Raw genomic sequence first — 12,190 nt, 5'->3', positions numbered from 1 at the left:
GGCGCCTCTGGAAACGACACCCGGTTGGAAACATCGGCCTTTGCCGGGGACATGTGACGGATACATCGGAATGTTAGCCGGTGCCGGCGCGATGTGGCGATCCCGCTTGTTTGACGTGACATTTTCAGCCACTGCATGTCGCCGCTGGATGAAGCATGGATGATTGGGGGGAATTTATGAAGTCGCTGATCGCGAAGCCGGTGGCCGTGATCGTCCTGTTGTTTGCCCGCGTCATCACCGCCGTCCGGCCTTTCTGGCATGAAGGCAGGCTGCCGCGCCGTCGGTCGATCTTCTTCGCCAACCATTCCAGCCATGGCGACTTCATCCTGATCTGGGCGGTCCTGCCGCCTCGCCTGCGTCGTCGGGTGCGCCCCGTGGCCGGCGCCGACTACTGGCTGAAATCCAGGCTCAGGGGCTTCATCGGACGCGATGTCTTCAACGCCGTGCTTATCGAGCGTAGTCGTGACAGACGCACCGCCGATCCTTTCGAGAGCATGGGAACCGCGATGAAGGAAGGCTCCTCGCTCATCCTCTTCCCGGAAGGCACGCGCAACCAGTCCGACGAGCCCCTGCAGCCATTCAAATCAGGTCTGTATCACTTGGCGGCATCGCACCCGGACTTCGAGTTGGTGCCGGTATGGATTGCAAATCTCAACCGGGTGATGCCGAAAGGTGAATTCGTGCCTATTCCGCTCATCTGCACGGTGACGTTCGGCGAGCCCATGCACCTGGCCGAAGGCGAAGCCAAGGATATGTTCCTCGAGCGCGCACGTGGAGCGCTGCTCGCGCTGGCGCCGAAAAAGGCCGCTGCCGAAAAGGTTGACGAATGAGCCCGACCCAGTTCGACATGATGATCCTCGTGCTGGGGGTATGCGGGATCCTGCTCGTGGCTTCCTTCGTGGGCCACGTCCTGGAACGGCGTCTGTCGCCCGATGGCACCAATGCGGCCATCGAGAACCTCAACGCGCGCATCAATGCATGGTGGGTGATGGCGATCCTCATCGCCATCGCTTTCGTGGCGGGGCCCATCGGCGTCCTCCTCCTCTTCGCCTTTTGCTCCTTCGCCGCGCTTCGCGAATTCGTGACCCTGACGAACACGCGGCGTGCCGACCATTGGGCGCTGGCCACTGCGTTTTTCGTCGTGCTGCCGGTGCAATATGTGCTGCTGTGGATCGAGGATTATGAGATCTTCACGGTCTTCATCCCGGTCTACGCCTTCCTGCTCATGCCCATCATCTCGGCTGTAAGAGGCGACACGCAGCACTTCCTCGTGCGGATCGCCGAAGTGCAATGGGCGCTGATGATCTGCGTCTTCTGCGCTTCGCATGTGCCGGCGCTTCTGACGTTGCACATTCCCGGATATGAAGGCCGCAACGTGCTGCTGATCGCTTTCCTTGTTATCGTCGTGCAATTGAGCGATGTGCTGCAATATGTGTGGGGAAAGATGGTCGGGCGCACCAAGATCGCTCCAAGGCTGTCTCCGTCCAAGACCCTCGAAGGGTTCCTCGGCGGCGTCGCCAGCGCGAGCCTCTTCGGCGCCGGCCTGTGGTGGATCACGCCGTTCTCGCCGCTCCAGGCGGGCGCGATGGCCTTCCTGATCACGCTGATGGGTTTCTTCGGTGGGCTTGTGATGTCCGCCATCAAGCGCGACCGTGGTGTGAAGGATTGGGGTCATTTGATCGACGGCCATGGCGGCCTCATCGATCGGCTGGATTCGGTAGTCTTCTCCGCTCCGATTTTCTTCCACCTGACGCGATATTTCTGGTCGCCGGCATGAGGCACTGATGACCATGGGCGATCGTAGACCGCTTGCAAGCCGAGACACGCGCTGGGCCCAGGCGACGGCCAGACGTCTCGCCACACTCTCGGTGACTCCCAACCAGATTTCGCAGACCAGCATGCTTGCCGGCGCCCTGGCGGGCGCCGCCTTCTGGCTTGGCGGGGAGAGCCAAGGCACAATGCGGCTGCTGCTGTTGCTGGGTGCTGCGCTTGGTTGCCAACTTCGCCTGCTGTGCAACCTGTTCGACGGCATGGTCGCCGTCGAAGGCGGCAAGGCATCCGCCGAAGGGCCCTTCTGGAACGAATTCCCCGACAGGATCGCCGATATCGCCATCATGGTCGGCATCGGCTATGGCATCGCCATGCCTGCCCTTGGCTGGGCGGCGGCCTGCTTTTCGGTTCTTACCGCCTATGTTCGCGAACTCGGGCGGGCGAACGGAGCGCCGAGCGATTTCTCCGGTCCGATGGCCAAACCACATCGCATGGCGGTTGCGACCGGCGCGGCGCTGCTGTCGTCGGTGGAGTTTCTCTGGAACGGTCGTAACGAGATCTTGATCCTCGGGCTGGCCCTTATCGCGATCGGCGCCGCCGCAACCACGCTTCGCCGCGGCTGGCAGCAGGTGCGATGGCTGAAAGCCAAGCGGTCCTGACCAAGCTCCGATGGCTTACCAATCCATCACCACCTTGCCGGAACTGCCGTTCCTCATCGCGTCGAAGCCCGTCTGGAAATCGTCGATGCCTATGCGGTGGGTGATCAGGCCGGAGACATCGAGCGGGCCTTGGACCAGCGCGATCATCTTGTACCAGGTCTCGAACATCTCGCGCCCGTAGATGCCCTTGAGATGCAGCATCTTGAAGATGACCTTGTTCCAGTCGATCTCGAAGCCGGTCGGCGCAATGCCCAGAATGGCGATCTTGCCGCCATTGTTCATGGTGTCGATCATGTCGCGGAAGGCAGGTGCGGCGCCCGACATTTCGAGGCCGACATCGAAGCCCTCGGTCATGCCGAGCGCCGGCATGACTTCGCGCAGCTTTTCCTTCGAGGCGTCGACGACATGCTGGACCCCAAGCTTGCGCGCCAGTTCCAGCCTGACCGGGTTGATGTCGGTAATGACGACTTTTCTTGCGCCCACGCATTGCGCCACCAATGCGCCCATGATGCCGATCGGACCAGCGCCGGTGACCAGCACATCCTCGCCGACCAGATCAAAGGACAATGCCGTGTGAACGGCATTGCCGAGAGGGTCGAAGATCGCGGCGATCTCGTCTGGAACATCGTCCGGGATCGGCACGACATTGTGCTGCGGGATCGCCAGATATTCACCGAATGCACCGGGCCGGTTGACGCCGACACCGAGCGTGTTGCGGCACAGGTGTCCCCTACCGGCGCGGCAGTTGCGGCAGTGGCCGCAAACGATGTGACCTTCGCCAGAGACGCGCTGGCCGACCTTGTATTCGGTGACCGCCGCGCCGAAATCGGCCACCGTGCCAACGAACTCATGACCGGTGACCATCGGCACCGGCACTGTCTTCTGCGCCCACTGATCCCAATTGTAGATGTGGACATCGGTGCCGCAGATGGCGGTCTTCTTCACCTTGATCAGCACGTCGTTGGGGCCGATCTCCGGCACCGGCACCTCTTCCATCCAAATGCCCGGTTCGGCCTTGGCCTTGACCAGCGCCTTCATCATGTTCGACATTCTCTTGTCCCTTGAATCTCTTGATCGGGAATCGCTTTTCGACGCCGGCCGCTCAGGAAATGACGCCCAGTTCCCTCCCGACAGTGGCGAACGCATCCACCGCGCGGTCGATGTCGGCCCTTGAATGGGCCGCCGACATCTGCGTGCGGATGCGGGCCTGGCCCTTCGGCACGACCGGGAAGGAAAAGCCGATGACGTAGATGCCGAGCTTCAGCATGCGCGCCGCCATTTCCTGCGCCAACGTCGCGTCGCCCAGCATCACCGGAATGATCGGGTGATCGGCGCCGGCCAGCGTAAAGCCGAGCTTGCCCATCTCGGACCTGAACCGCGCTGCGTTGTCATATAGGCGCTCGCGCAAGCCGTCGCCACGACGAACGAGGTCGAATACCTTGATCGAAGCACCGGCGATCGCGGGCATCAGCGTGTTGGAAAACAGGTACGGCCGCGAACGCTGGCGCAACCAGTCGACCACCTGGCTCTTGCCCGAAGTGTAGCCGCCGGATGCACCGCCCAGCGCCTTGCCAAGCGTGCCGGTGATGATATCCACCCTGCCCTCGACGCCGCAATGTTCGGCCGAGCCGCGGCCATTCTTGCCGACGAAGCCAACGGCATGGCTGTCGTCGACCATCACCATGGCATCGTATTTGTCGGCCAGGTCGCAGACGCCGCGGAGATTGGCGATGATGCCGTCCATCGAAAACACGCCATCGGTTGCGATAAGACGAAAGCGGCAGTCTCGTGCTTCCTTCAGCCGTGCTTCCAGGTCCGCCATGTCGTTGTTGGCGTAGCGGAAACGCTTGGCCTTCGACAGCCGCACGCCGTCGATGATCGACGCGTGGTTGAGCGCGTCGGAGATGATCGCATCCTCCTCGCCGAGCAGGGTTTCGAACAGGCCGCCATTGGCGTCGAAGCAGGAGCCGTAGAGGATTGTGTCCTCCAGCCCGAGGAAGGAGGAGATCGCGGCCTCAAGCTGCTTGTGTTCTTCCTGCGTGCCGCAGATGAAGCGTACCGAGGCCATGCCGTAACCATAGCGGTCGAGAGCCTGCTTTGCGGCACCGCGCAGCTCGGCGCTGTCTGCGAGGCCGAGATAGTTGTTGGCGCAGAAGTTGAGCACCTTGCGGCCGCCGACCTCGATCTCGGCCGACTGGGTCGAGGTGATCACCCGCTCCGACTTGTAGAGCCCCGCTGACTTGAGCCCCGCCAGTTCGTTGTCGATGTGAGAAAGGAATGCTGTGGTCATGTTCGGGCCCCGTTTGGTTGGGCCAACTGTCGACCCGCAGGCCCCAAAAATCCATCGTAAAAGCGACCGGATCGGTGGCTTGACGCCACCGGCGCCAACCCCATGCGGTCTGCAAGCGACGAGCGCTGGCGGTTACCGTCGACGAACGCTCAAATACAATGCCGGCGCGAAAGCTGGCGATAACCATTTGGCGGTCTTTCCCGGCATCCATCGAGAGGCCGGTTATCGGTTTCCAAACCTGTTAACAATTGCTGGCCAATGGTCGCAACAACAGGAATCCGTTGGCAAAAGGCCGCCCCCGAAAATGTCGCAACAGCCAGTGCATACCATTTCGGGCAGGCTCAAACTGGTTATCAAGGCGGGATACTGGATGGCACTGCTGATCATCGCCGTCATGGTGATGGCCTCGTTCCTCCTGCTTCAGGCCACGATGGCCGCCCAACAGAGCAACCACACTTTGCTCGATATCGTCAGCACGCAAAAGACGTTGTCACAGCGCATCGTCTTCCTCGCCAGCGCGACGGGCGCGGCCGCGCGAGACCAGCAGCCGGCGCTGGTCGGCGCATTGCGGCAAGCGACGAGCGAATTCGAGACAAATTACGATCTTCTCCTCAAGGAGACCGGGGCCGACCCCAACTCGCAAGCCAGGTTCGACACAAGGTCGGTGGAGAGCGTGCTCTTCGGCAAACCGTTCCATCTCGACTATTTCACCGTCGGGCTGATCGCCAATGGCGAACGCTTGGCGTCGGCATTTGAAGCGCAACTCACCAATGGCGGCTACAAGGGCGGCCAAGAACGTGTCTATCTCGACGCGTCCGTCGCCAACGCGACATTGTCGGGCTACGCCGCGCTTGGGAAGCGCATCAACGCCTTTGCCGATGAGCGGTCGGAAAGCCTGATGAAGCTTCACCGCAGGCTGTTTTTCGCCACCATCGGCGTCATCGTGCTGGTGGCGCTGTTCATCTTTCGGCCGATGTCCAACGCCATCCTGCGCAAGACGCATGAGCTGATCGACGCGCGCAATTCGATGGCCTTCATCGCGGTCCATGATGGATTGACCGGCCTGCACAATCGCACCTTCCTGACCGATCATTTCGATACGTTGCTGAAGGGTTCGCACCGGCGCCGCGAACGTCTGGCCGTTATCCAGCTCGACCTCGACCGGTTCAAGCAGATCAACGACACGCTCGGCCATGCCGCCGGCGACTATGTGCTGGTGATCACGGCGCAGCGCATGCGCGATTCCTGCCGCGCATCGGATCTGTGCGTGCGGCTTGGCGGCGACGAGTTCGTCATGATCCTAGGCGGCGCCGGCGGCACCGACGACATCAATACGCTGGCCCGGCGCATATTGGCGCAGATCAACGAGCCGATCACCTTCCAGGGCGCGACCATCCTCCCTGGGGCCAGCGCCGGCATCGCCGTCTATCCCATCGATGCCGACAACGCGCAGGACCTGCTCGTTCACGCCGATCTGGCGCTTTACTCCGCCAAGCGGGCGGGAGGCGGCAATTTCTCGTTCTTCTCGGAGGAGTTGCGCCGCGAGCTCGACTATCGCAAGCAGCTCGAACAAGACATCAGGATAGCCATCGCGGCGCAGACGTTCGACGTCTATTTCCAGCCGCAGGTATCGCTGACCGACGGGACAATCAGCGGCATCGAGGCGCTTGTGCGCTGGAACCACGCCGAGCGCGGCATGATCTCGCCGGGCGAATTTATTCCGGTCGCCGAGAAATGCGGCTTAATGCCTGAAGTTGGCCGCATCGTCATCCGCAAGGCGATCAAGGAGGCGGCGGAATGGCACCAAGCCGGCATCGCTTTCGGGCGGCTTGCGGTCAACGTTTCAGGCACAGAACTGCGCGAGCACGATTTCGATACGTTCCTGTTCGAGACGCTGGAGAGGGCCGGCTTGCCGACGCATAAATTGGCGCTCGAGATCGTCGAATCCGTCATCCTCGACGACGAGAAGACGGGGATCGCCGCAAAGCTGCGTCATATACGGGCGGCGGGCGTCCATCTGGAACTTGATGATTTCGGCACGGGCTATGCGTCTCTCAGCCACGTCAACCCGAACGAAATCGACCGGCTGAAGATCGATCGCCGTTTTGTCCAGAATATCAACGAGAACGGTGACAATTCCAAGATCGTGCGGGCCATCACCGAACTGGCTCGCGGTCTCGGCATATCGATCGTCGCCGAAGGGGCCGAGACGGTGGCCGAGCTCGACTCGCTGAAATTGATCGGCTGCGATCAGGTGCAGGGCTATTCAATAGCCTTTCCAATGCCACGCGAGCAGGCATTGGAATGGCTGACGCTGCGTATGCCGAGGAGACACAAGCTGACCGTGTTGCAAGGCAACGTGGCTTAGGCTGTGCAGCGTCGAGGTTGAACCGATCGAGGCGCGCTGGCTGCGCACCGAGCGTTCCCATCGAATGCGGGCTCAGATCCGCAAGCCGAACCTGATGCCGTCATAGATGGCCGCATGGATGTTGCGCGAAGCGACCGCGTCGCCGATGCGGAACAGCAAGAACCCACCTTGCGGGTTGCGTTCCGGGAAGATGTCGCCACCGCTGACCAAGCGTTCGTAGTCGACCGCGCCGCGATTGCGCGACAGCGGTTTCAGGCTGAGATATAGATCATCGAGCGGCGCCGTACCGTGTTCGACCACCACCTGGTCGACCCGCCGCTCGCCACGCCAGCCATCGGCGAAGTCCGACGCCAGTTCAGCCACCAATTGATTGCCCTCGCGCCGCACCGAGCGCAGCCGCGTGTTGATGGTGATGGTGACGCCTTTTTCCTGGAAGGCGCGCATGTAGGGCACGTGGTTCATGCCGCCCATTTCCGGGGCGAAGAAGCGTTCAGGCGAAACCAGTTCCAGCCTGGCGCCGCTATTGGCGATCAGTTCGGCCGCGCCCATGCCCTGGTGACCGCCATTGTCGTCGTAGAGCAGCACGCTCTCGGCCGGCTTGACGCTGCCGGCCATGATGTCCCAGCTCGAGGTGACGAGACTGTCGCCCGCCGTCAGCGGCGGATTTTGCGGCAGGCCGCCGGTGGCGACCACAACAACATCGGGAGACAGCGCCAACACCTCGTCCTGTTCCGCCCAGGTGTCATAGAGGATCTCGACGCCGAGCCGATCGAGCTCGGCCAGCCGCCAGTCGATGATGCCGATCAGTTCCTTGCGGCGCGGGTTCTGCGTGGCCAGACGGATCTGCCCGCCGGCCTGCCCCGATGCCTCGAGCACCGTCACCAGATGCCCGCGCTCGGCCGCGACACGCGCCGCCTCCAGTCCGCCAGCCCCGGCGCCGACGACGACGACTTTGCGCCTGGCACCTTCCGTCTTGACGATGACGTGCGGAATGGCGGCCTCGCGCCCCGTCGCGGCATTGTGGATGCACAAGGCTTCGCCGCCTTCATAGATGCGGTCGAGACAGTAGGTGGCGCCCACGCATGGACGTATCTCGTGCTCGCGGCCTTCCATAACCTTGCGGATGATGTGCGGATCGGCGATGTGGGCGCGTGTCATGCCGACCATGTCGAGCTTGCCGGTGGCGATGGCATGGCGCGCGGTGGCAACGTCGGAAATCCGCGCCGCGTGGAAGGTTGGGAACTTGGTCGCCGCCCTCACCTCCCCGGCGAAATCGAGATGTGGCGAAGAGCGCATGCCTGCCACCGGGATGACCTTGGTGAGCGCGGCGTCGCTCTCGATCGAGCCCCGAATGATGTTGAGGAAATCGACCTTGCCGGAACCAGCCAGCCGGCTGGCGATCTCGATGCCTTCCTGTTTGGACAGGCCCTTCTCGAAATCCTCGTCGGCGACCATGCGGATGCCGACGACAAACTTATCGCCAACGGCCGCGCGCACCGCATCGAGCACCATGTGTGTGAAGCGCAGGCGGTTATCGAGCGAGCCGCCATACTCATCGTCGCGGTGATTGGTTGCCGGCGACCAGAACCCGTCCATCAGATGGCCGTAGGATTCGAACTCGATGCCATCGAGGCCGGCAGCCTGGCAGCGCTGCGCCGCCGCGGCATAGTCGGCGACAATGCGCTCGATGTCCCAGTCCTCGATGATCTTGGGAAAGGCGCGATGCGCGGGCTCGCGCACCGGCGAGGCTGAAAGAACCGGCAGCCAGTCGGCCTTGTTCCATCCTGTGCGACGGCCAAGATGGGTGATCTGGATCATCACCTTGCAATCATGCTCGTGGCAGGACTCGGCGAGCTCCGCCAGCCACGGCACGATGCGATCGTCATAGAGGTGGAGATTGCCAAAGGCGGCCGGGCTGTCGCGCGACACGATCGCCGAGCCGGCGGTCATGGTCAGCGCCAGACCGCCCTTGGCTTTCTCCGCATGGTAGAGCCGGTAGCGCTGCTTCGGCATGCCGTCCTCGGAATAGGCCGGCTCGTGGCTGGTCGACATCACCCGGTTCTTCAGCGTCAGGTGTTTGAGCTGGTAGGGCTGGAGGAGCGGATCGTTGCTGGTCATCGTCTTCCTGCTGTTCAACTGTGTTGGAGCATGCGCGGCCCCATTTTTCTATGCGGCGCCGGATCTACCAAAAACCGCTGCGCAGTTTTCGGTCCGATGCTATTGAGCGGCAAATCGAAAGAGGCCCACGCCCATGACCATCACCAACGACCTTACGCAACTCGGCAGCCGGGTCGAGACGCCACAGAGCCCAGAACAGGCGGTCCTGGAAACCGTGCCGTTCCAACGTGGCGACGGGCCCCCGGCCATCGTGCGCTTCACCTGCCCGGAATTCACGTCGCTGTGCCCGGTCACCGGGCAGCCGGATTTCGCCCATATCGTCATCGACTACGCGCCCGATACGCTGCTGGTGGAATCGAAGTCGCTCAAGCTGTTCATGACCTCGTTTCGCAACCACGGCGCCTTCCACGAAGACTGTACCGTGATGATCGGTCGCCGCATCGTTGCAGAAACCAAGCCGCTCTGGTTGCGCATCGGCGGCTACTGGTACCCGCGCGGCGGCATTCCGATCGATGTCTTCTGGCAGACCGGCACGCCGCCCGAAGGCGCCTGGCTGCCGGATACTGGGGTTGCGCCCTATCGCGGACGCGGCTAGCTCACCCATCATTCGCATTGGTACTGGCTGAGCGCCCATTCGCCGGTTACCGACAGCAGATCGGATATTTTCCAGTCGCCGTCGACCTTCTTGAACTTCCATTCGAGGCGATGCGGATTGCCGGCAACCACGAAGGCAACGATGACCTTGGCCTGGTCGCCGTTGATTGACTCGAGCGTTTTCAGGCTCTTGTCGATCTCGTCCTTGTCATAGTCCGCATTGTCGAGCGCCATGTTCGGATCGAGACACTCACCCTGCCCGGTTTTGCGCAGCGCATCGCTCTTGTCGAGCACGGTTTTGGCCGGATCGACGAAGTGACCGCGCTGGGACGGATCGGTCTCCAGGCCGACTTGATTGTAGAATGGCCGGACAACTGCCGTCGGCGAACCCGGCTGGACAGGCGCGCCGGCGGGCGCGGCTTCCGCGGGCGACCAGCCGACGGGCGGCGACGTCGGTTCCGTGGCAGCCCCGGGCGTCTTGGCGGCCTGAGCGGCGCCGTGGGGCGCGTTATCAGCTGGGGCATTCGCGGGAGGCGCGCCGAACAGGCCCTGCGCGGTTGCGGTACTTAGAGTCGACGCCAGAACCCACATCGTCGCCAGTGCCACGAGCGGTCGCTTGGCCATCGCATCACTCCTGGCCGGCCACGCATCCCAGCGCGCTGAGCTTCCAGTCGCTCGTTTTGGAAGCAATGTCCGATATCTTCCACTTGCCGCCGATCTTCTTGAGCGACCAGACCATCTCGCGTTTGGAATCGTCGCCTTCGGAGAACAGGCTGAACGTCGCTGTAACCTCGGCCTTGTCACCATCGACCGTCTCGGACAGTTTCAGCGTCTTCGAAACGGACTTTTGGTCGAAGTCCTGGGCATCGAGACCGGGATCGAAATCGATGCAGGCAACCTCGTCCGGATGCTTCTTGATCGCCTGATCGTTGAGGTCGAACAGTTTCGTCACCGGATCGGTGAAACGGTCTCGATATTGCGCGTCGGCCTCGAACCTGACGGCCGGAACATAGAAGAACTTGACCGCGTCGGAAGCCGGCCCGGCAAAGGCGGCCGCGGGAAGCAGGATTGATAGAGCGGCAACCAACGCTGTCAGTCTCATGAGCAATCTCCGGGTCTCGATGGCTTGATGCTATCAATACCACACGTACTGCATATCGGCTTTTTTGCGGCTCTTGAAGTCCGGGCCCGCCAGCCACTGATGGCAAGCCGGACGGCCGGCAGGACCGCCATCGCCGCCGAGGCCGGCACAATTCAGTCGTCGTGAAGCCCATCGGTGTCTCAGCCTCCGAAAATCGCGACCGGCGCCGAGAGCCGGGAGCGCTCGGGTTTGACCCCGAGCCCTGGCATCCGGGGCACGCGTATATGCCCGTTTTCGATGATGACGGGATTCTCCGGGTCAATATGCCCTTCTATATATTCCTGCGCGATCCAAGCGCCCTCCAGGCGTCTCGGCTCGACAGTAGCGGCAAGGTGCACGCATGCCGCGGCGATGATATCCCCGCCCCAGGCATCGTCACAGCTGTGCGGAAGTGACCGTATCGCGCATAGGTCGCGGACGGTGACCATCTTGGTCAGGCCGCCGAGGCGCGTGACCTTCAAACCGAATCCGTCGGCGATACCCGTGGAGATGGCTCGCAGGACGGCGTTCAAATCCTCGGTGTTCTCGTCGAGATAGATCGGGTGGGTGACGCGCCCTTTGAGGGCCGCGACTTCCTCCATGGTGTTGCAAGGCTGTTCGAACACGAACGGAATGGCCTGACAAAGTCGATCGATGTGCAGCGCCGCCGCGGTGGTGAGCCCGCGATTGGCATCGACCGCCATCCTGGCCTTAAAGCCAACGGCCTCCCAGACCTTGTGCACGGTTGCGACGTCCCGTTCGAGATCCGTGCCGCCTAGCTTGATCTGGAGTCTCGGGTATCCGGCCTTGACCTTGTCGACGGCAATACGCGCCGTCTCGTCCGGCTCGCCGACAATGGTCGAGTAGTAGGAGGGCACACGATCGGTGAGCGCACCGCCAAGAAGTGTTGAAACCGGAACGCCCAACCGCTGGCCGGTGAGATCGAGCAACGCTATGTCCAAGGCAGCCTTGGCATAGTTGTGGCCGTTCAGCCTCTCATCCATTCTCCTCGCGAGGCGGCGCATGGACGTGGTGTCCTCACCGATCATCCCTGGCGCTATCTCCGCAATCGCCGCTCTCGCGCCCAGAGCATGTTGGGGCTGATAGACAGGACCGACCGGGCAAGTCTCACCCCAGCCCGACAGCCCGTCCTCGGTGATCACCTCGACCAGTGTGCTGTCGAGATCGCGCACGGTATCGCTGGCCATCCGATAGGCCCCGCCTTTGACAGGCAGAAGCATCCGATAGACCTTTATCGATTCGATGCGCAT

Annotated in this window: 11 protein-coding genes; 5 read left to right on the top strand and 6 right to left on the bottom strand. The window is 62.3% G+C overall.

The features are described from left to right. The first annotated feature begins 176 nt into the window (after nucleotides 1-176). From LB513_RS04960 to LB513_RS04950, 3 genes are read left to right on the top strand one after another with little or no spacing between them, the layout of a single operon-like run. Nucleotides 177-830 carry a lysophospholipid acyltransferase family protein gene (locus LB513_RS04960; RefSeq protein WP_224662349.1) on the top strand — a complete coding sequence of 218 codons (654 nt, stop codon included), beginning with the start codon at nucleotides 177-179 and terminating at the stop codon, nucleotides 828-830. After that, a complete protein-coding gene (locus tag LB513_RS04955) occupies nucleotides 827-1,777 on the top strand; it encodes a phosphatidate cytidylyltransferase (RefSeq protein ID WP_224662348.1) in 951 nt (316 codons plus the stop codon). Before LB513_RS04960 ends, LB513_RS04955 begins: the two co-directional genes overlap by 4 nt. 4 nt (nucleotides 1,778-1,781) lie before the next feature. After that, nucleotides 1,782-2,429, top strand: coding sequence for a CDP-alcohol phosphatidyltransferase family protein (locus LB513_RS04950; protein WP_411962683.1), 648 nt, complete (start codon nucleotides 1,782-1,784; stop codon nucleotides 2,427-2,429). Nucleotides 2,430-2,444: 15 nt separating this feature from the next. Here LB513_RS04950 and tdh read toward each other — a convergent pair whose 3' ends face one another. Both tdh and LB513_RS04940 read right to left on the bottom strand, forming a co-directional pair. After that, complete coding sequence (gene tdh, locus LB513_RS04945; protein WP_224662346.1) at nucleotides 2,445-3,479, bottom strand: L-threonine 3-dehydrogenase; 1,035 nt, start codon at nucleotides 3,477-3,479, stop codon at nucleotides 2,445-2,447. Between the two features lie 52 nt (nucleotides 3,480-3,531). Beyond that, nucleotides 3,532-4,719, bottom strand: coding sequence for a glycine C-acetyltransferase (locus tag LB513_RS04940; protein WP_224662345.1), 1,188 nt, complete (start codon nucleotides 4,717-4,719; stop codon nucleotides 3,532-3,534). A gap of 304 nt (nucleotides 4,720-5,023) precedes the next feature. Between LB513_RS04940 and LB513_RS04935 the strand changes: the two genes are divergently transcribed. Continuing rightward, entirely contained in the window at nucleotides 5,024-7,087 is a 2,064-nt protein-coding gene (locus tag LB513_RS04935; RefSeq protein ID WP_318011170.1) for a putative bifunctional diguanylate cyclase/phosphodiesterase, read from the top strand. A gap of 72 nt (nucleotides 7,088-7,159) precedes the next feature. Here LB513_RS04935 and LB513_RS04930 read toward each other — a convergent pair whose 3' ends face one another. Next, nucleotides 7,160-9,205: an FAD-dependent oxidoreductase gene (locus LB513_RS04930; RefSeq protein ID WP_224662343.1), complete on the bottom strand. Its 2,046-nt coding sequence runs from the start codon at nucleotides 9,203-9,205 to the stop codon at nucleotides 7,160-7,162. Nucleotides 9,206-9,338: 133 nt separating this feature from the next. Between LB513_RS04930 and queF the strand changes: the two genes are divergently transcribed. Then, complete coding sequence (gene queF, locus LB513_RS04925) at nucleotides 9,339-9,800, top strand: preQ(1) synthase (RefSeq protein ID WP_224662342.1); 462 nt, start codon at nucleotides 9,339-9,341, stop codon at nucleotides 9,798-9,800. A gap of 8 nt (nucleotides 9,801-9,808) precedes the next feature. Here queF and LB513_RS04920 read toward each other — a convergent pair whose 3' ends face one another. The 3 genes from LB513_RS04920 to LB513_RS04910 all read right to left on the bottom strand — a co-directional run bounded on the left by LB513_RS04920 (nucleotide 9,809) and on the right by LB513_RS04910 (nucleotide 12,190). Then, entirely contained in the window at nucleotides 9,809-10,423 is a 615-nt protein-coding gene (locus tag LB513_RS04920; RefSeq protein WP_224662341.1) for a hypothetical protein, read from the bottom strand. Nucleotides 10,424-10,427: 4 nt separating this feature from the next. Further along, nucleotides 10,428-10,901 carry a DUF3828 domain-containing protein gene (locus LB513_RS04915; protein WP_224662340.1) on the bottom strand — a complete coding sequence of 158 codons (474 nt, stop codon included), beginning with the start codon at nucleotides 10,899-10,901 and terminating at the stop codon, nucleotides 10,428-10,430. Nucleotides 10,902-11,080: 179 nt separating this feature from the next. Continuing rightward, nucleotides 11,081-12,190 carry a mandelate racemase/muconate lactonizing enzyme family protein gene (locus tag LB513_RS04910; protein ID WP_224662339.1) on the bottom strand — a complete coding sequence of 370 codons (1,110 nt, stop codon included), beginning with the start codon at nucleotides 12,188-12,190 and terminating at the stop codon, nucleotides 11,081-11,083.

Source organism: Mesorhizobium sp. ES1-1, from assembly GCF_020164785.1.
GTDB lineage: Bacteria > Pseudomonadota > Alphaproteobacteria > Rhizobiales > Rhizobiaceae > Mesorhizobium.
The sequence above is the reverse complement of the archived record's forward strand: the minus strand, read 5'-3'. Positions and strand labels throughout refer to the sequence as shown.